The following is a 20,590-nucleotide window of genomic DNA, read 5'->3' on the forward strand; positions in this document are numbered from 1 at the left end:
CGCCCGGTTACATTTCGAACCCGGAAGCTAAGCCTTACAGCGCCGATGGTACTGCAGGGGGGACCCTGTGGGAGAGTAGGACGCCGCCGAACAATCTTTGGAAAGGACCCCTGGTCCCCAGCGTTCAGCTGGGGACCAGGGGTCCTTTCGTTTTTCCAGGGCGCACCGGGTAGCCGGCTGCGCGAGAATGACTTTGCGGTACCGAAGACAGGAGTCACCCATGTCGACCAACTCTCCCGACGACCGACCGGAGCGCGACCAGCGGCGACGGGACAGTGGTGACCGCGGTGACCGTAGAGGTCAGCGCGGTGACCGCGGTGGGTTCCGCCGTGACGACCGCCGGGGCGATGCCCGTGGCGGGCAGAGCGGCGGCTTCCGTCGTGACGACCGTGACCGTGGACCCCGCCGTGACGATCGCGATCGTGGTGGTGACCGTCCCGCGTTCCGTCGGGATGACCGTCGTGACGACCGGGGTGGTGACCGTCCCCCCTTCCGCCGGGACGACCGCCGCGACGACCGGAGCGGTGACCGTCCTTCGTTCCGTCGTGATGACCGTCGTGGCGAGCGTCCTCCCTTCCGTCGGGACGACCGCTGCGATGACCGTGGTGGTGACCGTCCTTCGTTCCGTCGTGATGACCGTCGTGACGACCGTGGTGGCGAGCGTCCTTCGTTCCGTCGTGATGACCGCCGTGACGACCGGGGTGGCGAGCGTCCTCCCTTCCGTCGGGACGACCGTCGTGACGACCGTGGTGGTGACCGTCCCGCGTTCCGTCGTGATGACCGGGGTGGCGAGCGTCCTCCCTTCCGTCGGGACGACCGCCGCGATGACCGCCGTGATGGTCGTCGTGAGGACAGCCGTGGTGGCGGTTACGGACGTCGGGACGACCGCGATCGTGGTGGTGACCGTCCTTCGTTCCGTCGGGATGACCGTCGTGACGACCGGAGCGGTGACCGTCCCTCGTTCCGTCGGGATGACCGTCGTGACGACCGGAGCGGTGACCGTCCCTCGTACCGCCGGGACGACCGGGGCGGCGACCGTCCCCCCTTCCGCCGGGACGACCGCCGCGACGATCGGCGTGACGACCGTGGTGATCGTGGTGGCTTCCGCCGGGACGACAACCGGGGTGAGCGTGGCGGATTCGGTCGGCGTGACGACCGTCGTGACGACAGCCGGGGTGGCGACCGCGGTGGGTTCCGCGGGCGGGACGACCGCGGAGGCCGTGGGCGCCGTCGTGACGACCGCGGTGGGCGCCCCGGTGGTTACCGGGGGCGCGATGACCGGCACGGCGGTGGCGGTGGCCGCTTCCGCGAGGAGCGCGACCGTGACCGGGACCGTGAGCCGATCAAGCGCCTGCCGATCCCCGAGGAGGTCACGGGCGACGAGATCGACAAGGACGTACGGCAGGAGCTGCAGAGTCTGCCCAAGACGCTCGCCGAGGACGTCGCCAGGAACCTGGTGATGGTGGCGCGGCTGCTGGACGAGGACCCGGAGGCCGCGTACGGCTACTCCAGGGTGGCCCTGCGCCTGGCGTCCCGCGTCGCCGCCGTACGGGAGGCGGCCGGGTTCGCCGCGTACGCCAACCAGAAGTACGGCGAGGCGCTGGCGGAGTTCCGGGCCGCACGGCGGATGACCGGGTCCGTGGAGCTGTGGCCGGTCATGGCCGACTGCGAGCGTGGGCTCGGCCGGCCGGAGAAGGCGCTGGACATGGCCGGTGCTCCCGAGGTGCACAAGCTGGACAAGGCCGGTCAGGTCGAGATGCGCCTCGTGGCGGCCGGCGCCCGGCGTGACATGGGACAGCTGGACGCGGCCATCGTGACGCTGCAGAGCCCCGAGTTGGCCTCCAACTCCGTACAGCCGTGGACCGCGCGGCTGCGGTACGCCTACGCCGACGCGCTGCTGGCCGCCGGCCGGGAGCGGGAGGCGCGGGAGTGGTTCGCGAAGGCCGTGGAGTCGGACCGCGACGGCAGCACGGACGCCTCCGACCGGCTCGCCGAGCTGGACGGCGTGGAGTTCATGGACGCCCTGGACGAGGACGAGGACGAGTCCGAGGGCGAGGGGCAGAGCCCTTCCGCCGAGGACGGCGACAAGGACTGAGGACTGACGGCCTGGCGGCCTGACGGCGAGTCGAAGGGGGCGGGTCCGGTGCACGGGCCCGCCCCCTTCGGCGTGTCGTCAGGCCGTCCCGTCTCAGGCGTCGAGTGTGCGCAGTACCAGGCCCGAGGCCGGCTTCGGGCCGAAGGAGGTGGACTTGCGGGGCATGGTGACGCCCTGCCGGGCCAGGTCGCGCACGACCTCCTCGCGGACCGGGTGCATCAGCACCGCCGTACCGCCGTCGCGTTCGGCCTTCGCGACGGTGGCCGCCGTGTCGTGGATGTACGAGATGTGGGCCGCCGAGTCGTCGGGGACGTGCCAGACGTGGGCGAGGAGGGTGGCGTGCAGGACGGTGGCGTCCAGGGTCCGCCAGGCCTCGGGCCGGTCGGCGGGGACCGTGCGCGCCAGCAGGCCGGGGTCCGGCAGGTCGACGAGGTGGAAGGCACCGTCGCCGGCCAGGAGGAAGACGTTGCCCGTGTCGGCCGCCTCGGCCAGGGTTTCCAGGGACGCCTCCAGGGGCGTGTCCAAGCGGCGGACGCGGAAGTGCCCGGCCAGGGCGGCCACGGCGTCGTGCACCGGGACGCCGTGCAGCAGCCGGTGGATGGCGCGGACGCGGAGCGGGTAGCGGGCCGTGTCGACCAGGAGGACCAGGCCGTGGTCCCACGGGCTGGGCGAGGGGTGTTCCGCGCGGAGGGTGCGGTAGGTGGCCCAGCGGTGGTGGCCGTCGGCGATGAGGGCCTGGTGCCGGGACAGCTCGGCCTGGACGCGGGCCACGGTGTCCGGTTCGCTGACCGACCACAGGCGGTGGCAGTAGCCGTCCTCCGTGGTCGTGGACAGGAGCGGTGGCTGTTCGGCGGTGCGTTCCACGAGGGCGGTGGTGGCCGGCGCCTCGCCGTCGCCGCGGTAGGTCAGGAGCAGCGGTTCGAGGTTCGCCCGGGTGGCCCGCATGAGTGCCGCGCGGTCGGCGACGACGTGGGGCATGACGTCCTCGTGCGGCAGGACCACCTGCTCGGCGGGGTCCGACACGCGCAGGGCGCCGATGACGCCGCGCTGCAGCAGGCCTTCGCGGTCGCGCTGCTCGTAGACGTACAGGCCCGGTTCGGGGTCGGTCGTCAGGACGCCTTCCGTCGTCCAGCGCCGCAGAGTGCGGGCGGCCTGCTCGTTGCGTGCCTCAGGCGTGGCGGCCTGGGGCAGGATCAGCCGGACGATGTTGTACGGGTCGGCGGACTCGAGGTGCAGCAGGCCGTCGGGGCGGACCACGACGTCGTAGGGAGGGGAGGTCACGGCGGCCAGGCTGCCGACCCGGTCGGGGTCGTAGCGGAGGCCTCGGAACGGGGTGAGTTCCAGGCCCCGGCGCGCCGTTGCTTCCGGGTGACCTGCAGAGTTCATCCCGGCATCGTACGTGTGTCAGTGGCATGGGGGATGATCGGGGGAAAGGCGACGAACGAGGAGCGATGCGCAATGAGCCGGAGCGTCAGGACGAGGCCCGAGGGCAGTGGGCGCGGTCTGAACGAGGCCTACGACACGGCGCTGCTCGACCTGGACGGCGTGGTGTATGCCGGGGGTGACGCGATCGCGCACGCCGTCGACTCCCTCGCCACGGCCCGCGACGGCGGCATGCGCCTGGCGTACGTCACCAACAACGCGCTCCGGACTCCCGACGCGGTGGCCGCGCACCTGACCGAGCTGGGCATACCGACGGGCGCCGAGGACGTCATCACGTCGGCGCAGGCGGTGGCCCGGCTGATCGCCGAGCAGGTGCCCTCGGGGGCGCGGGTGCTGGTGATCGGCGGTGAAGGGCTGCGCGTGGCGCTGCGCGAGCGCGGTCTCGAGCCCGTGGAGTCGGCCGAGGACGATCCGGCGGCCGTGGTGCAGGGGTTCGGCGGTCCCGAGCTGCCTTGGGGCCGGTTCGCCGAGGCCTGCTACGCGATCGCGCGGGGCGTGCCCTGGTACGCCTCCAACACCGACCTGACCATCCCGGGCGCCCGCGGGATCGCCCCGGGCAACGGCGCGGCGGTGGAGGTCGTGCGGATCGCGACCGGCGCCGAGCCGCAGGTCGCGGGGAAGCCCTTGCCCCCCATGCACCGGGAGACGATCCTGCGGACCGGCGCCCGACGCCCCCTGGTGGTGGGCGACCGGCTGGACACGGACATCGAGGGCGCGTTCAACGGGGAGGTCGACTCGCTGCTCGTCCTGACCGGCGTGACCGACGGAGCGCAGTTGCTGGCGGCGCCGCCGCGGCACCGGCCGACGTACGTCGACGCCGATCTGCGCGGCCTGCTCACCGGGCAGCCGGAGGTCACCGGTGACGCGGAGGGAGGCTTTCGCTGCGGCGGCTGGACGGCGACGGCCGGCGCCGAGCGGCTGGAGCTGGACGGCGAGGGCGCGGCGCTGGACGGGCTGCGTGCGCTGTGCGCGGCGGCCTGGACGGCGGGCGGAGAGCGGGGTTGCGAGCTGGACTCGGGGAAGGCGCTGGCGCGGTTGGGGTTGTGAGGCGGCGTACCGGGGAAGGCGCCCGTTCACGGGCCGGAGCGCGCCGGGCCGGGGCGGCCTCGGAGGACTCGCGGATCGTGATCGATTGGCAGGGTAGGCTAACCTAACTGCGTGTTGGTCGACAGTCCCCCCGAACAGCGCGCGGAGACCGCTCCCGTGCCACCCTCCAAGCGCCGTGTCCTGCGTGCCGCGGGGCTGCCCGTTTCCGTGGCGGCCCTGGTGCTCATCGTGGTGGCGAGCATCGCGATCGGCGCGAAGGACCTGTCCCTGTCGGAGGTCTGGCACGGCCTCTTCCACGACTCGGGCACCTACGGCGACGTCGTGGTCGGCGAGCGGCTGTCGCGCACCGTCCTCGGTCTGCTGGCCGGCGCCGCCCTCGGCCTCGCGGGAGCCGTACTGCAGGCGCTGACCCGCAATCCGCTGGCCGATCCCGGACTGCTCGGCATCAACGCGGGCGCCTCGGCGGCCGTCGTCACGGGCATCACCTTCTTCGGCGTCACCTCGCTCACCGGGTACGTGTGGTTCGCCTTCGCCGGTGCGGCGGGGGTCGGCGCACTGGTCTGGTTCCTGGGCGGCAGCCGGGGTGCCACGCCGGTGCGGCTGGTGCTGGCGGGGACCGCGATCAGTGCCGCGCTCTTCGGCTACCTCCAGGCCGTGATGATCATGGATGACGCGGCGCTGGGCCGGATGCGCTTCTGGACGGTCGGTTCGCTCGCCTCGGCGACGAACGGGACCATCAAGGAGGTGCTGCCCTTCTTCGTGGTGGGCACGGTCCTGGCCCTCGCGCTCGCCCGGCCGCTCAACGCCATGGAGATGGGCGACGACACCGCCAAGGCCCTGGGCGCCAACCTGAACCGCACTCGGGCGCTGTCCATGCTCGCCGCGACCGTGCTGTGCGGGGCCGCGACCGCCGCCTGCGGGCCGATCGTGTTCGTCGGGCTGATGATCCCGCACATCGTCCGCTCCTTCACCGGACCCGACATGCGCTGGATCCTGCCCTACGCGGCGATCCTGTCCCCGGTGCTGCTGCTGGGCGCGGACGTCCTGGGCCGGATCGTGGCCCGGCCCTCGGAACTCCAGGTCGGCATCGTCACCGCCGTCCTCGGCGGGCCGGTCTTCATCTTTCTCGTACGACGGCGGAGGACGGCCCAGCTGTGAGGAACGGGAAGACCGTGAAGACCAACCGTGCCGTGCGCAGCCCGGGCGGGCTGTCCTTCCGCCTGGACGTGCGGGCCACCGTCGTGGTCGCCCTGCTGCTGCTCCTCGCGCTCGCCGCGAGCGTGCTGCTGATCGGCACCGGCGACTTCGACATACCGCCCGCCGACGTGCTGAAGACCCTGGTCGGCCAGGGCAACGCCGGGCAGGAGTTCATCGTCAACGAACTGCGACTGCCGCGGGTCCTGGTCGGACTGCTGGTCGGCGCCGCGCTCGGCGTCGGGGGCGCCCTCTTCCAGGCCATCTCCCGCAACCCGCTCGGCAGTCCGGACGTACTCGGCCTCGGGCAGGGCGCGACGGCCGGTGCGCTCATCATGATCGTCCTGTTCTCCGGCAGCTCGGCCCAGGTCACCGTCGGCGCGCTGGCCGGTGGCCTGGTGACCGGTCTCGCCATCTACCTGCTCGCCTGGAAGCAGGGCGTGCACGGATACCGGCTGGTCCTGGTCGGTATCGGCGTGTCCGCGATCGTCACGGCGGTCAACGGCTACCTGCTCACCCGCGCCGACATCGTCGACGCCTCCCGCGCCGTCGTCTGGATGACCGGCTCCCTCAACGGCCGCGACTGGGACCAGGTCTGGCCCCTGCTCGCGCTGTGCGCCGTGCTCGTGCCGCTCGTGCTCACCAACGGGCGGGCGCTGCGGATGATGGAGATGGGCGACGACATCTCGTACGCGCTCGGGGTGCGCGTCGAGCGGGTGCGGGCGCTGCTGATGGTGGCCGCCGTACTGCTCACCGCCTCGGCCACCGCCGCCGCGGGACCGGTCAGCTTCGTGGCGCTCACCGCGCCGCAGCTCGCCCGGCGGCTGACCCGCTCGCCCGGTCCCAACCTGCTGCCGTCCCTGTGCATGGGCGCCGCCCTGCTGGTCGGCGCCGACTTCATCTCGCAGCGGGTCTTCGGCGCCGACCAGTTGCCCGTAGGTGTCGTCACCGGCGTCCTCGGCGGCGTCTACCTGCTGTGGCTGCTGGTCACCGAGCGCAAGGCGGGACGGATATGAGCGCCGGCACCGGCCACCGCAGCGGGTCGAACAACCAAAGGAGCAACGTGAACCGCCTGACCGCCGAGAACGTCACCCTCGCCTACGACCAGCGGGTCATCGCGGAGCAGCTGTCGGTGGAGATACCCGACAACTCCTTCACCGTGATCGTCGGTCCGAACGCGTGCGGCAAGTCCACCCTGCTGCGCGCCCTGTCACGGATGCTCAAGCCGAGCCAGGGCCGGGTGCTGCTCGACGGGTCGGTCATCCAGTCGATGCCCGCCAAGCAGGTCGCCCGGACCCTCGGCCTGCTCCCGCAGTCCTCCATCGCGCCCGACGGCATCACCGTCGGCGACCTCGTCGGCCGCGGCCGCTACCCGCACCAGGGCATCCTGCGCCAGTGGTCGACCGAGGACGAGCGGGTCGTCCAGGAGTCGATGGCCCGCACCGGCATCTCGGAGCTGGCCGACCGCTACGTCGACGAACTCTCCGGCGGACAGCGCCAGCGCGTATGGATCGCCATGGCGCTCGCCCAGCAGACCCCGCTGCTGCTCCTCGACGAGCCGACGACGTACCTGGACATCCAGCACCAGATCGACGTGCTCGACCTGTGCGCGGAACTCCACGAGGAGCAGGGCCGCACCCTCGTGGCCGTGCTGCACGACCTCAACCACGCCGCCCGCTACGCCACCCACCTCATCGCCCTGCGCGACGGGGAGATCATCGCCGAGGGCGCGCCGAAGGACATCGTCACCGCCGACCTGGTCGAGCGGGTCTTCGGGCTGCGCTGCCAGGTCATCGACGACCCGGAGACGGGCACGCCACTGGTGGTGCCGGCCGCCCGCAAGGGCCGTACCGAGCTGGACAAGGTGGCGGCTACAGGAGCTTCCTGAGCCGGAACAGGTCCCTGAGGCCCGCTTCCAGCTTCACCCGGCCCGAGCCCCAGGCCCTGGCGAAGTTCAGTTCGCCCGCCACCAGGGCCACCAGGTCGTCGCCGGTCATCGCCAGCCTGATCTCGGCCTTCTCGCGCGGCGGCCCCTCAAGGGTCTCGCGCACGTCGATGCGACCGTCCGCCATGCGTCCGGCGAAGGTGACGTCCAGGTCGGTGATGTGGCAGCTCACCGAGCGGTCCAGCTCCGTGGCCGACCGCACGTCCCCTTCGGCGTCCCGCATGCTGTCCGAGAGCTTGTCGAGTGCGGCACGGCACTCCTCAGTCGTCGCCATCGGGACCGACCGTACCCCAGTGCCACGCGGTAGCGTCGGGGCATGAGCGACGCAGTACCGGAGCCGCAGACCGAGCCCGAGGAGGCGGAGCCCGGGGCGGCCCCCGGCCCCGGGTACGAGCCGGCCGCCCCCGCCCCGCTGGACGTCCCCCGCGCCCCCACCGGGAACGCCGAGGTCGACGCCCGGCTGGCGCGGCTGGCCGACGCCGACCACCTGGCCACCGACGGACACGTGGAGGTGTACGAGGATGTACACCGGGGGCTGCGCGACGCGCTCACCGCGCTCGACGCCCGCCCGGGACCACCGGCGCCCCCGTCCCCGCACGAACACAGGAGCTGAACCGAACGTGGCAGGAGTCGCACGCCGCCGTCTCGACGCGGAGCTGGTCCGCCGCAAGCTGGCGCGCTCGCGCGAGCACGCGAGCCAGCTGATCGCCGCCGGGCGGGTCACCGTCGGCAAGACCGTCGCGACGAAGCCCGCCACGCAGGTAGAGACCGCCGCGGCGATCGTGGTGACCGCCGACGACAACGACCCCGACTACGTCTCGCGCGGCGGCCACAAGCTCGCCGGGGCACTGTCGGCGTTCGTGCCGCAGGGCCTCGTCGTCGAGGGGCGGCGGGCCCTGGACGCCGGTGCCTCCACCGGCGGCTTCACCGACGTACTGCTGCGGGCGGGCGCCGCGCACGTCGTCGCCGTGGACGTCGGCTACGGACAACTCGCGTGGAGTCTCCGGCAGGATGAACGCGTCACCGTCAAGGACCGTACGAACGTACGCGAGTTGACGCCGGAAGCGATCGATGGGGAGCCCGTGGACCTTGTCGTGGGGGATCTGTCCTTCATCCCGCTCGGACTGGTACTGCCCGCCCTGGTGCGGTGCACCCGGCCGGACGCCGACCTGGTGATGATGGTGAAGCCGCAGTTCGAGGTGGGGAAGGAACGGCTCGGCAGCGGGGGAGTGGTGCGCAGCGCGCAGTTGCGGGCCGAGGCCGTGCGGTCGGTCGCGCGCAGGGCCTGGGAGCTGGGGCTCGGGGTGAAGGGGGTCACCGCCAGCCCGCTGCCGGGTCCCTCCGGGAACGTCGAGTACTTTCTGTGGCTGCGGGCTGGGGCCGGTGAACTGGACCCGGCCGATGTTGACCGTGCAGTGGCGGAGGGGCCGCGTTGACACAGAACCGAGCGCGTACTGTTTTCCTGCTCGCCCACACCGGGCGCCCCGCTGCCATTCGCAGCGCCGAGCTGGTGGTCAAGGGGCTGCTGCGGGCCGGGATCGGGGTGAGGGTCCTGGAGGCCGAGGCACGCGACCTGCCGCTGCCGGGCGAGGTGGAGCTGGTCGGCGAGGCCACTCCGCAGTGCCTGGACGGGTGCGAGCTGCTGATCGTGCTGGGCGGCGACGGCACGCTGCTGCGCGGCGCCGAGTTCGCCCGCGCGTCCGGAGTGCCGATGCTCGGGGTCAACCTCGGGCGGGTCGGCTTCCTCGCGGAGGCCGAGCGTGACGACCTGGACAAGGTCGTCGACCGGGTGGTGAGCCGGGCCTACGAGGTCGAGGAGCGGATGACCGTCGACGTCGTCGTGCACCGCAACGGCGACATCGTGCACACCGACTGGGCGCTGAACGAGGCCGCCGTGCAGAAGGCCGGCGCGGAGAAGCTGCTGGAAGTCGTGCTGGAGATCGACGGCCGGCCGGTGACCGGGTTCGGCTGCGACGGCATCGTGCTGTCGACGCCGACCGGGTCGACGGCGTACGCCTTCTCGGCCGGGGGTCCTGTGGTGTGGCCCGAGGTGGAGGCGCTGCTGATGGTGCCGATCAGCGCCCACGCGCTGTTCGCGAAGCCGCTGGTCACCTCGCCGGACTCGGTGCTCGCGGTGGAGGTGCTGCCGCATGTCCCGCCGGGGGTGCTGTGGTGTGACGGGCGGCGGACGGTGGAGCTGCCGCCGGGGGCGCGGGTGGAGGTCCGGCGGGGCGCGGTGCCGGTGCGGCTGGCGCGGCTGCACCACGCGTCGTTCACGGACCGGCTGGTGGCGAAATTCGCGTTGCCGGTTTCCGGATGGCGCGGGGCGCCGCATTAGCGGTCTCGAAGGGGTGGTTCTGCCGGGGCCCGGCCGCGGGTGGTCCGTGGCCGGTCGCGCCCCGCGGCCGAGCCGCCGTCAGCACGGTCCCGCGCCCCTGAGCGGTGTGCGCCGCACGGCGTTGCAAGGGCGGCCTTGTGTGCGCTCCCTGCCCTCGACCTCGTATGGTCGTGTCCGTGCTTGAGGAGATGCGGATACGGTCGCTCGGGGTCATCGACGACGCCGTGGTCGAGCTGTCGCCCGGGTTCACCGCTGTCACCGGTGAGACGGGTGCCGGCAAGACCATGGTGGTCACCAGCCTGGGGCTGCTGCTGGGCGGACGCGCGGACGCGGCGCTCGTGCGGATCGGGGCGAAGAACGCGGTCGTCGAGGGGCGCATCGCCGTGCCCGGCGACGCCGCGGCCGCCGTCCGGGCCGAGGAGGCCGGGGCCGAGCTGGACGACGGGGCGCTGCTGATCAGCCGTACCGTTTCCGCCGAGGGAAGATCGCGCGCGCACCTGGGCGGGCGCTCGGTGCCGGTGGGGATGCTCGCCGAGCTGGCCGACGAGCTGGTGGCCGTGCACGGGCAGACCGACCAGCAGGGGCTGCTCAAGCTCACCCGGCAGCGGCAGGCCCTGGACCGGTACGCGGGCGACGCGGTTGCCGGACCGCTCGCCAAGTACGCAGAGGCGTACCGCCGGCTGCGGGCCGTCACCACGGAGCTGGCGGAGATCACCACGCGCGCGCGTGAGCGCGCCCAGGAGGCCGACCTCCTGCGCTACGGCCTCGACGAGATCGCGGCCGTCGAGCCGCGCGCCGGTGAGGACGTGGAGCTGGCGGAGGAGGCGGAGCGGCTGGGACACGCCGAGGCGCTCGCGTCGGCCGCCACGGCCGCCCACGCCGCCCTGGCGGGCAACCCCGAGGACCCCGAGGGCGTGGACGGCTCCACGCTCGTCGCGGGGGCGCAGCGGGCCCTGGACGCCGTACGGTCCCACGACCCGGCGCTTGCCGCGCTCGCCGAGCGGATCGGTGAGGTCGGCATCCTGCTGCGGGACGTGGCCGGGGAGCTCGCCGGGTACGCGGACGACCTGGACGCCGATCCGCTGCGTCTCGCGGCGGTCGAGGAGCGCCGGGCCGCGCTCACCGCGCTGACCAGGAAGTACGGCGAGGACATCGCGGCCGTGCTGAGCTGGGCCGAGCAGAGCGCCGCGCGGCTGACCGAGCTGGACGGGGACGACGAGCGGATCGGCGAGCTGACCGCCGAGCGGGACGCGCTGCGGGCGGAACTGGGCGGGCTCGCCCAGGCGCTGACCGACGCGCGGACCGAGGCCGCCGAGCGGTTCGCCGCCGCGGTGACCGCCGAGCTGGCGTCGCTCGCCATGCCCCACGCGCGCGTGTCGTTCGCGATCCGGCAGACCGAGGACCCGGAGGGCGTCGAGGTCGGCGGGCGGACGGTCGCGTACGGCCCGTCGGGCGCCGACGAGGTGGAGCTGCTGCTGGCCCCGCACCCCGGTGCGCCGCCGCGGCCGATCGCCAAGGGCGCGTCCGGCGGTGAGCTGTCGCGCGTGATGCTGGCCGTGGAGGTCGTCTTCGCGGGCACCGACCCGGTGCCGACGTACCTGTTCGACGAGGTCGACGCCGGGGTCGGCGGCAAGGCGGCGGTGGAGATCGGGCGGCGGCTGGCGCGGCTGGCGAAGAGCGCGCAGGTCGTGGTCGTCACGCATCTGCCGCAGGTGGCCGCGTTCGCCGACCGGCAGCTGCTGGTGGAGAAGACGAACGACGGCTCGGTCACCCGCTCCGGCGTGAAGATCCTGGAAGGCGAGGAACGCGTGCGGGAACTCTCCCGGATGCTCGCCGGCCAGGAGGACTCGGAGACGGCCCGCGCCCACGCGGAGGAACTGCTGGAGACGGCCCGGGCCGACCAGTAGGGGCCTCGGCGTCCGCGCGGGCGTACGTCGTCGGTCTCCTGGACGTACGCCCCGGCTGGGCCGGTGCGGCGGGGTGACGTTCACTCGTACGAGTGAGATGGTTCCGTGTCGTTGTCCCGTCGGTCGTCCGGTCGTGGCGGTCGTCGTTCCCGGAACACCCGTGCGGCCTGGCATCCTTGACGGAGCAGCGCACCGGAGCACGCCCGGCGTGCCCCGTCCGCACCATCCTTCTGTACGTTCTTCGTGACCGTCCCCCGCCGAACCAGGAGCCGCGGCCAGGTGACCCCCGTGAGCAGCCACTCACCGCACGGCCAGTCGTCGCTGCGCACCGTGCAGGTGCTGGGCGGCGGCAACGCCGGCAGCAGCGCGCATGTGCGCTCACTGGCCGCGGGGCTCGTCGCGCGGGGCGTGAAAGTGACGGTGTGCGCCCCCTCCGATGCGGAGCGCACCTACGACTTCACGGGCGCCGGGGCCGACCACGTGCACGTGCCGCGCAGCAGCGATCCCGTCTCGGTGGCCGCGCTGCGGACGGTGTGCGCCGAGGCCGACCTGGTGCACGCGCACGGACTGCACGCCTCCTTCCGGGCCGCCCTGGCCCTCGGCGGGCGGCGGGTGCGCACACCGCTCGTCGTCACCTGGCACGACCGGGTGCACGCCGAAGGGGCCCGCGGCCAGCTGCTGCGGGTGCTGGAGCGGCGGGTGATGAAGGCCGCCACCGTCGTGCTCGGCGCCACCTCGGAGCTGGTCGACGGGGCACGGCGGACGGGCGCGCGGGACGCCCGCCTCGGCCCGGTCGCGCTGCCCGCACGGCCGGACCGGCCGGCCGGTCTCGAGGACCCCGACCGGCTGCGGCCCAAGGTCCGGGCCGAACTCGGCGCCATCGACCGCCCGTTGCTGGTCGCCGTCGGCTCCCTGGAGCCGCACCGGGGGTACGACGTCCTGCTCGACGCCGCGCGCGCGTGGCGCCGCCTCGACCCGGCGCCGCTGGTCGTGGTCGCCGGAGAGGGCCCGCTGCGCGGCGAGTTGCAGGGGCGGATCGAGGGCGAGGGACTGCCGGTGGTGCTCGTCGGCAGCCGCGAGGACGTCCCCGACCTGCTGGCGGCGGCCGACCTCGCGCTGCTGCCGAGCCGCCGGGAACCGGGGCGTTCGGTCCTCGCCCAGGAGGCACTCCACGCGCGCGTGCCGCTGGTCGCCGCTGCCGCCGGGGGTATCCCCGAGCTGGTCGGCGACGCCGCCGAACTCGTGCCGCCCGGGGACGCGGGAGCCCTCGCGGGCGCCGTGGGCCGCCTGCTCGCCGACCCCGCACGGCAGGACGAGCTGCGGGAGCGGGGCGCACGGCAGGCGGCCACCTGGCCGACCGAGGACGAGACCGTCGCCCAGGTGCTGAGCATCTACGACGAGTTGACGCAGCCCACGCCGTTGCTCTAGGCACCCGCCTTCGGGCCCCGCCCTACGGCACGTGCCGGCGGGCGCGCAGGGCCAGGCTCAGTGCCAGTACGGTCTGCGGGTCGTCGAGGTCCGTGCCCAGCAACTCCCCGATCCGCGCCAGCCGGTTGTAGAGCGTCTGCCGGTTCAGGTGGAGCTCGCGCGCCGTCTCCGCCTTGCGGCCGGCGTGGGCCAGGTACGTCTGGAGGGTGGGCAGCAGGGGCGGCTTCGAGCGCTCGTCGTGGTCGCGCAGTGGGCCGATGGCCCGGTCCACGAACGCCGCGAGGTCCGGGTGGTCGCGCAGCCGCCACAGCAGCAGGTCGATGTCCAGGCGCCGGGCGTCGTACCAGGGCCGGTCGGTCAGGCCCTGCGCCGCGGCCGCCGTCTCCGCCGCGTGCCTGAGGCCCGCCGAGGCCGCCGCCCAGCCGCCGGGCACCCCGACGACCACGACGGGCGGCTGCGCCCCCGGCCGCTGCATCCCTGCCCGTTCCGCGCCCGCCCGCAGTGCCGCCGCGACCCGGTCCGCGACCGCCGCCCGCTCCGGCTCCGAGCGCAGCCCCAGCAGCAGCGGGACCCGGCCCTCCACCGGCCGCACGCCCAGCAGGACCGGCACCCCCACCGAGGCCAGTTCCTCGGCGACCGCGCGCGCCAGCACCGCCCAGCCGCCGCCCGCGGGGGACAGGGCGTCGCCCAGCCGCATCACCACCGGCAGCAGCGGACCGGAGCCCGGCTTGAAGCCCAGGACCCGGGCCTGCGCCGGAGCGGCCTCCGCGGTGATCCGGCCCTCGGCCAGGTCGGTGAGGAAGTCGCCCCGCCCGCGCGCCGCCAGCTCCTCCTCCTGCCGTGCCTGCATCAGCACCACGGCGAGGATGCCCGCCGCCCGCTCCGCCGCCATCCGGTGCACCGGCGCCAGCGGGGACCGCACCGGCAGCAGGACCAGCCGGGCCCGGACCGACCCCGTGCCGGGTCCGCCGCCGGGCACGTCCACGAGGACCGAGCCCGCCGGGGGCGGCGCGTCCTTGTGCGGGTCCCGCAGACCCTCCCAGACCTGGAGGGGGTCGGCGCCCTCGGGTCCGGCACCGGCGGCGTACAGCAGGCGGCCGTCGGTGGTCTCCAGGAAGACCGGGTTGCCGGCGAAGTCGGCCAGGATGGCGAGGACCTGGGGCACTCCGCCGCCGCCCAGCAGGGCCTCGGTGCAGCGGCGGTGCACCTCCTCGGCCCGCTGCAGCAGCGCGTAGTGGCCGTTGACGATCTCGGTGTGGATCTCCTCGGTGACCGTCACGAACGGGACCTCGCGGTGCAGCTGCACCAGCGGCAGCCCGGCCGTGCGGGCCGTGTCGACCAGCGCCGCCGGCAGCCGGGCGAAGCGCGGGCCCAGCTCCACGACGAGGGCCGCGATGCCGCGCTCGGCCAGCGTGCGCACGAACGCCCGCTGCTCGGCGGGGCGGGTGCCGAGGCCGTAGCCCGTGGTCAGCAGCAGTTCGCCGCCCTTGAGCAGCGACGCGATGTTGGGCACCTCGCCCGCGTGCACCCAGCGCACCGTGCGCTGCATGCGGTCCGCGCCCGCGAGGATCTCCGGCAGACCGCTGCGCAGCCCGGGCAGCTCCAGTGCCCGCCGCACGGTGATCCCGGCGCCCTGCGTGTCGAATCCGCTGCTCATGCCGCTGTCCATGGGCCGGACGCTACCCGGCGCCGCCCCGTACGGGACATCCGCCGGGCCCTCCCCGGATCGGCGGGCGTCCGGTGGGTAGGGCACCGGACATGGACATCACCGTCGTGGCCGCCGCACGTGAGGACGCCAGCCCCCTCGACGAGCCCTTGCGGGTGGCGCAGCAGGCAGACCGGCTGGGATACCCCGAGGTGTGGCTGGGGGAGGGGCCGACCTGGGACGCGTTCGTGCTGGCCGCGGCCGTCGGGGCGGGCACGCGGCGGATCGCGCTCACCGCCGGGCCGGTGGCCGTCTCGGTGCGCGACCCGCATGGCATCGCGCGGGGCGCCGCCTCGGTGGCCGCGGTCACCGGGCGCCCGGTCGGCGTGGCGCTGGGCACGTCCAGCAAACGGGTCGTGGAGGGCGTGCACGGCCGGGTCAGGGAGCGGCCGGCGGCCGTGCTGGAGGAGACCGCCGGGGCGCTGCGGGCACTGCTCCACGGGGCGCCGGGCGAGCCCGTCGTGCCCGGCAGCACGTTCCCGCGCCGCCACCGGCCGCCGGGCGGTCCGCTCACCGTGGCGGCCTTCGGCGACCGCGCGATCTCGGTCGCCGCCCGGTACGCCGACCGCATGCTCCTCGACGTGGTCTCGCCCGAGCAGGTCCGCGCCCTGCGCGCCAAGCTGCTCGCGGCCTCCGGCGAGGTCGGCCGGACCCCGCCGAAGCTGGCCGCCTGGGTGCCCGCCGCCGTCGATCCCGACCCCGCCTCCCTCACCCAGGTCATGCGCAGCGTCGTGGGCTACCTCACGGTGCCCGGCTACCGCGAGATGTTCGAGGAGGCCGGTTTCGGCGAGGCGGTCGCGCTGGCCCGTACGGGAGCCGACGCGGACACCCTGCTGCGGGCGCTGCCGGAGGAGGCGGCGGCCACCGTGGGCCTGATCGGCGACCTCGGCACCGTACGCGCCCGGACGGACGCCTACGCGAAGGCGGGCCTGGACGAGATCGCCCTGGTACCGGCGACGGCCGGTGACCCGGGCGGCGAACGAACCCTGACGGCACTGGCACCCTGAACGGGCCCAGACCCGGGGCCCGTCCCGGACTTCCCGGAAGCGGCCCCGACCCGTCCGCGTCGGCGGTGGCCGGACCCCCGGCGGCGCGCGCCCCGTTGGCGCGGCCGGGCCACCGGGGCGGGCGCGCCACTCCGTAAGTGACCGGCGGCCGGGCCTTGGCAGCGCGGGCCCCGCCGGCGTGGCAGGGCCACCAGGGGGAGGGGGCTGACCACGGTCGTAGCGACCAGCGCCGGCCGGGCCACCTGTGGCCTGTGGCGGGCTTGCCGCGCCTCGGTGACCGGCGGCCGTCCCATGGCTGCCGTCAGGTCGGCGAGGGCGGCCGGTGGCCGTGGGACGCACCGGCGGCGGACCGTCCGACGTGCCGGGGTCGCGCGGGCGGCCGTTGCCGGGCCGGAGCCTGGTGGGCGGTCCGGCCCGGGGCCCGGTCAGCCGCCGTACGCCCCGCTCGCCGTCAGCCTGAGGGCCGTGTCGATCAGGGGCACGTGGCTGAAGGCCTGCGGGAAGTTGCCGACCTGGCGCTGCAGGCGGGGGTCCCACTCCTCGGCCAGGAGACCGAGGTCGTTGCGCAGGGAGAGCAGCTTCTCGAACAGCTTGCGAGCCTCGTCGACCCGGCCGATCATCGCCAGGTCGTCGGCCATCCAGAACGAGCAGGCGAGGAAGGCGCCCTCGTCGCCCGGCAGCCCGTCGACGCCCTCGTCCTTGCCGTCCGTCGGGTAGCGCAGGATGAAGCCGTCCGAGGTGGACAGCTCGCGCTGGATGGCCTCGATGGTGCCGATGACCCGCTTGTCGTCGGGCGGCAGGAAGCCCATCTGCGGGATCAGCAGCAGGGAGGCGTCCAGCTCCTGGGAGCCGTAGGACTGCGTGAACGTGTTGCGTTCCTTGTCGTAGCCCTTCTCGCACACGTCCCGGTGGATGTCGTCGCGCAGCTGCTTCCAGCGCTCCAGCGGGCCGTCCGCGTCACCGGACTCGATCAGCTTGATGGTGCGGTCGACGGCGACCCAGGCCATCACCTTGGAGTGCACGAAGTGGCGGCGCGGGCCGCGCACCTCCCAGATGCCCTCGTCCGGCTCGTGCCAGTGGGACTCCAGGTAGCGGATCAGCTTGAGCTGGAGCACCGAGGCGTAGTCGTTGCGGGCCAGGCCCGTCATGTGGCCCAGGTGCAGGGCCTCGGTCACCTCGCCGTAGACGTCCAGCTGGAGCTGGTGGGCCGCGCCGTTGCCGACCCGGACCGGCGTCGAGGTCTCGTAGCCGGGCAGCCAGTCCAGCTCCGCCTCGCCCAGCTCCCGCTCGCCGGCGATGCCGTACATGATCTGCAGGTTCTCGGGGTCGCCGGCGACCGCGCGCAGCAGCCACTCGCGCCAGGCGCGGGCCTCCTCGCGGTAGCCGGTGCGCAGCAGCGAGGACAGGGTGATCGCGGCGTCGCGCAGCCAGGTGTAGCGGTAGTCCCAGTTGCGGACGCCGCCGATGTCCTCCGGCAGGGAGGTGGTGGGGGCGGCGACGATGCCGCCGGTGGGGGCGTACGTCAGGGCCTTCAGCGTGATCAGGGAGCGGACCACCGCCTCCCGGTAGGGACCGTGGTACGTACAGTGCTCGACCCAGTCGCGCCAGAAGTCCTCGGTGGCCACCAGCGACTGCTCGGGCTCCGGCAGCGCCGGCGGCTCCTTGTGCGAGGGCTCCCACGAGATCGTGAACGCGATCCGGTCACCCGGCGCCACCGTGAAGTCCGCGTACGTGGTCAGCGCCTTGCCGTAGGTCTCCGCCTCCGTGTCGAACCACACGGAGTCCGGGCCCGCGACGGCCACCGTGCGGCCGTCCTGCTTGCGCACCCAGGGGACCACCCGCCCGTAGCTGAACCGCATCCGCAGCTCCGAGCGCATCGGCACCCGGCCGGAGACGCCCTCCACGATCCGGATCAGCTGCGGCGCGCCGTCGCGGGGCGGCATGAAATCGATCACCCGGACGGTGCCGCGCGGGGTGTCCCACTCGGACTCCAGGATCAGCGAGTCGCCGCGGTAGGTGCGCCGGGCCGAGGTGGGCGGTTCGGCGCCGGGTGCGTAGGCGGGTCCGAGCCGCCAGAATCCGTGCTCCCCGGTGCCCAGCAGGCCGGCGAAGATGGCATGCGAGTCGAAGCGGGGCAGGCACAGCCAGTCGACTGTGCCGTCCCGGCAGACCAGGGCAGCGGTCTGCATGTCTCCGATGAGTGCGTAGTCTTCGATGCGCCCGGCCACGTGCAACTCCAGTCGAACGGCCACGTCACCCCGCATGGGGGCGGTCGCTAGTGCGGTCAGCGGTCAAGGGTGGGGTCAGGGGTGTGTGTCAGGAAACGTGTGTCGAGGATGTCGGTCGTGTGTGCCATGCCTCGTTGAGCGATGAAGCAAAGCAGCCGTCCGGCCGTGCAGCCAAACGTGATGCCCCGAACGACAATTGTTGCTCAACGAACTGACGAGCTCTCGTTGTTCCGGCAGCTGACGGGCGAGGGGTGGTGCCGTGTCGCCGGGCGGGCTCGGCAGCGAACGTCCGAGCAGGATACGACGCACGTAGATGATCTGTGTGCCGCTCCGGGCAACCCGGGTCCGCCGAACGGGTGACCACCGGGTGAGGAAACCGTGACGGTCCCACCTGCGTGTCCGGGCGTGCGCGGAGGGTGGCCGGACGCCGTCGCCCCGAGGCGCTGATACGCTGGTAGCCCGTGGACCGGTGGGAGAAAAACCCCGGAACCGCAGCGACGGCGCCGCCGACGACACCCGGGACGACCGGGGCGGAGGACGAACGCACCGCACCCCAGACCGCGACCACGGGAGCCCCCTCTTGGCCATGCCGCCCAAATTTTCGACGACCAAGCACATCTTCGTCACCGGGGGTGTCGCCTCCTCGCTGGGCAAGGGGCTCACCGCCTCCAGCCTCGGCATGTTGCTCAAGGCCCGGGGCCTGCGCGTCGTGATGCAGAAGCTCGACCCGTACCTGAACGTCGACCCCGGCACGATGAACCCCTTCCAGCACGGTGAGGTGTTCGTCACCAACGACGGCGCCGAGACCGACCTGGACATCGGCCACTACGAGCGCTTCCTCGACCGCGACCTCGACGGCTCGGCCAACGTCACCACCGGCCAGGTGTACTCCACGGTGATCGCCAAGGAGCGGCGCGGCGAGTACCTGGGCGACACCGTCCAGGTCATCCCGCACATCACCAACGAGATCAAGCACCGCATCCGCCGCATGGCGACGGACGAGGTCGACGTCGTGATCACCGAGGTCGGCGGCACGGTCGGCGACATCGAGTCGCTGCCGTTCCTGGAGACCGTCCGCCAGGTCCGGCACGAGGTCGGCCGGGACAACGTGTTCGTCGTGCACATCTCGCTCCTGCCCTACATCGGCCCCTCGGGCGAGCTGAAGACCAAGCCGACCCAGCACAGCGTCGCCGCCCTGCGCAACATCGGCATCCAGCCGGACGCGATCGTGCTGCGCTGCGACCGCGAGGTCCCGACCGCGATCAAGCGCAAGATCTCGCTGATGTGCGACGTCGACGAGGACGCCGTCGTGGCCTGCCCCGACGCCCGCTCCATCTACGACATCCCCAAGGTCGTCCACACCGAGGGCCTGGACGCCTACGTCGTCCGCAAGCTGGACCTGCCGTTCCGCGACGTGGACTGGACGACCTGGGACGACCTGCTCGACCGGGTGCACAACCCCGAGCACGAGATCGTCATGGCCCTGGTCGGCAAGTACATCGACCTGCCCGACGCCTACCTCTCGGTCACCGAGGCGCTGCGCGCGGGCGGCTTCGCGAACAAGGCCCGCGTGAAGATCAAGTGGGTCACGTCCGACGACTGCAAGACCCCGGCCGGCGCCCAGGCGCAACTCGGCGACGTGGACGCGATCTGCATCCCCGGCGGCTTCGGCGAGCGCGGGGTGACCGGCAAGGTCGGCGCGATCAAGTACGCCCGTGAGAACGGGATTCCGCTGCTCGGACTCTGCCTCGGCCTGCAGTGCATCGTCGTCGAGGCCGCGCGCAACCTGGCCGGCATCGCGGACGCCAACTCCACCGAGTTCGACCCCGCCACCGCCCACCCGGTCGTCTCCACCATGGCCGAGCAGCTGGACATCGTGGCCGGCGAGGGCGACATGGGCGGCACTATGCGGCTCGGCATGTACCCGGCCAAGCTGGCCGAGGGCTCCATCGTGCGCGAGACGTACGACGGCAAGGAGTACGTCGAGGAGCGGCACCGCCACCGCTACGAGGTGAACAACGCCTACCGCGCGGAGCTGGAGAAGAAGGCCGGCATCCTCTTCTCGGGCACCTCCCCGGACGGCAAGCTCGTCGAGTACGTCGAGTACCCGCGCGACGTCCACCCCTACCTGGTCGCCACGCAGGCGCACCCGGAGCTGCGCTCGCGCCCGACCCGCCCGCACCCGCTCTTCGCCGGGCTGGTCAAGGCCGCGGTCGAGCGGAAGACGTCGAAGTAGCACACCAGTTGTACGGT

At 73.4% G+C, this 20,590-nt stretch carries 17 protein-coding genes and 1 rRNA gene; 13 read left to right on the forward strand and 5 right to left on the reverse strand.

The genetic code is table 11. The features are described 5' to 3' along the window. Positions 1-92, forward strand: a 5S ribosomal RNA gene (gene rrf, locus ACZ6IM_RS10845); the annotation flags it as partial. A gap of 122 nt (positions 93-214) precedes the next feature. Here the strand turns inward: rrf and ACZ6IM_RS10850 are convergent. Beyond that, a complete protein-coding gene (locus tag ACZ6IM_RS10850) occupies positions 215-1,285 on the reverse strand; it encodes a hypothetical protein (protein WP_469556433.1) in 1,071 nt (356 codons plus the stop codon). Between the two features lie 66 nt (positions 1,286-1,351). Between ACZ6IM_RS10850 and ACZ6IM_RS10855 the strand changes: the two genes are divergently transcribed. Beyond that, positions 1,352-2,095, forward strand: a complete 744-nt coding sequence (locus tag ACZ6IM_RS10855; protein ID WP_469556387.1) for a tetratricopeptide repeat protein — start codon at positions 1,352-1,354, stop codon at positions 2,093-2,095. 93 nt (positions 2,096-2,188) lie between these two features. Here ACZ6IM_RS10855 and ACZ6IM_RS10860 read toward each other — a convergent pair whose 3' ends face one another. Further along, complete coding sequence (locus tag ACZ6IM_RS10860; protein ID WP_052842119.1) at positions 2,189-3,481, reverse strand: DUF1015 domain-containing protein; 1,293 nt, start codon at positions 3,479-3,481, stop codon at positions 2,189-2,191. Between the two features lie 72 nt (positions 3,482-3,553). Here ACZ6IM_RS10860 and ACZ6IM_RS10865 point away from each other — a divergent pair, with 72 nt between their 5' ends. From ACZ6IM_RS10865 to ACZ6IM_RS10880, 4 genes are all read left to right on the forward strand, one after another. After that, on the forward strand, positions 3,554-4,585 hold the full coding sequence (locus ACZ6IM_RS10865; RefSeq protein WP_052842118.1) for an HAD hydrolase-like protein: 1,032 nt from the start codon (positions 3,554-3,556) through the stop codon (positions 4,583-4,585). Between the two features lie 111 nt (positions 4,586-4,696). After that, positions 4,697-5,743 (forward strand): iron chelate uptake ABC transporter family permease subunit, encoded by a 1,047-nt coding sequence (locus tag ACZ6IM_RS10870; RefSeq protein ID WP_052842117.1) that lies wholly within the window; start codon positions 4,697-4,699, stop codon positions 5,741-5,743. Positions 5,744-5,757: 14 nt separating this feature from the next. Continuing rightward, positions 5,758-6,795 (forward strand): FecCD family ABC transporter permease, encoded by a 1,038-nt coding sequence (locus ACZ6IM_RS10875; RefSeq protein WP_469555948.1) that lies wholly within the window; start codon positions 5,758-5,760, stop codon positions 6,793-6,795. Continuing rightward, on the forward strand, positions 6,792-7,667 hold the full coding sequence (locus ACZ6IM_RS10880) for an ABC transporter ATP-binding protein (RefSeq protein ID WP_469555950.1): 876 nt from the start codon (positions 6,792-6,794) through the stop codon (positions 7,665-7,667). Before ACZ6IM_RS10875 ends, ACZ6IM_RS10880 begins: the two co-directional genes overlap by 4 nt. On the opposite strand, the gene ACZ6IM_RS10885 is transcribed toward ACZ6IM_RS10880, so the two are convergent. Continuing rightward, positions 7,651-7,998 carry an SCP2 sterol-binding domain-containing protein gene (locus ACZ6IM_RS10885; RefSeq protein ID WP_052842115.1) on the reverse strand — a complete coding sequence of 116 codons (348 nt, stop codon included), beginning with the start codon at positions 7,996-7,998 and terminating at the stop codon, positions 7,651-7,653. The genes ACZ6IM_RS10880 and ACZ6IM_RS10885 overlap by 17 nt on opposite strands. A 42-nt stretch (positions 7,999-8,040) precedes the next feature. Between ACZ6IM_RS10885 and ACZ6IM_RS10890 the strand changes: the two genes are divergently transcribed. The 5 genes from ACZ6IM_RS10890 to ACZ6IM_RS10910 all read left to right on the forward strand — a co-directional run bounded on the left by ACZ6IM_RS10890 (position 8,041) and on the right by ACZ6IM_RS10910 (position 13,397). Beyond that, positions 8,041-8,337 carry a hypothetical protein gene (locus ACZ6IM_RS10890; RefSeq protein ID WP_052842114.1) on the forward strand — a complete coding sequence of 99 codons (297 nt, stop codon included), beginning with the start codon at positions 8,041-8,043 and terminating at the stop codon, positions 8,335-8,337. A 7-nt stretch (positions 8,338-8,344) separates the two neighbouring features. Next, entirely contained in the window at positions 8,345-9,160 is an 816-nt protein-coding gene (locus ACZ6IM_RS10895; RefSeq protein ID WP_052842113.1) for a hemolysin, read from the forward strand. Continuing rightward, positions 9,157-10,062, forward strand: coding sequence for an NAD kinase (locus tag ACZ6IM_RS10900; RefSeq protein WP_052842112.1), 906 nt, complete (start codon positions 9,157-9,159; stop codon positions 10,060-10,062). The genes ACZ6IM_RS10895 and ACZ6IM_RS10900 overlap by 4 nt, the downstream gene beginning before the upstream one ends. A 164-nt stretch (positions 10,063-10,226) precedes the next feature. Then, positions 10,227-11,969 (forward strand): DNA repair protein RecN, encoded by a 1,743-nt coding sequence (gene recN, locus ACZ6IM_RS10905; RefSeq protein ID WP_469555953.1) that lies wholly within the window; start codon positions 10,227-10,229, stop codon positions 11,967-11,969. Between the two features lie 279 nt (positions 11,970-12,248). Then, positions 12,249-13,397, forward strand: coding sequence for a glycosyltransferase family 4 protein (locus ACZ6IM_RS10910; RefSeq protein ID WP_469555955.1), 1,149 nt, complete (start codon positions 12,249-12,251; stop codon positions 13,395-13,397). A gap of 22 nt (positions 13,398-13,419) precedes the next feature. On the opposite strand, the gene ACZ6IM_RS10915 is transcribed toward ACZ6IM_RS10910, so the two are convergent. Beyond that, positions 13,420-15,066 (reverse strand): PucR family transcriptional regulator, encoded by a 1,647-nt coding sequence (locus ACZ6IM_RS10915; protein WP_052842110.1) that lies wholly within the window; start codon positions 15,064-15,066, stop codon positions 13,420-13,422. Between the two features lie 89 nt (positions 15,067-15,155). On the opposite strand from ACZ6IM_RS10915, the gene ACZ6IM_RS10920 reads away from it, so the two are divergent. Further along, positions 15,156-16,109, forward strand: a complete 954-nt coding sequence (locus ACZ6IM_RS10920; RefSeq protein ID WP_052842109.1) for an LLM class F420-dependent oxidoreductase — start codon at positions 15,156-15,158, stop codon at positions 16,107-16,109. Between the two features lie 425 nt (positions 16,110-16,534). Here ACZ6IM_RS10920 and ACZ6IM_RS10925 read toward each other — a convergent pair whose 3' ends face one another. Continuing rightward, entirely contained in the window at positions 16,535-18,337 is a 1,803-nt protein-coding gene (locus ACZ6IM_RS10925) for a glycoside hydrolase family 15 protein (RefSeq protein WP_052842108.1), read from the reverse strand. 586 nt (positions 18,338-18,923) lie between these two features. Here ACZ6IM_RS10925 and ACZ6IM_RS10930 point away from each other — a divergent pair. Continuing rightward, positions 18,924-20,573, forward strand: coding sequence for a CTP synthase (locus ACZ6IM_RS10930; protein ID WP_469555958.1), 1,650 nt, complete (start codon positions 18,924-18,926; stop codon positions 20,571-20,573). Positions 20,574-20,590: the final 17 nt, after the last annotated feature.

This window comes from Streptomyces sp. NPDC042336 (assembly GCF_055581985.1).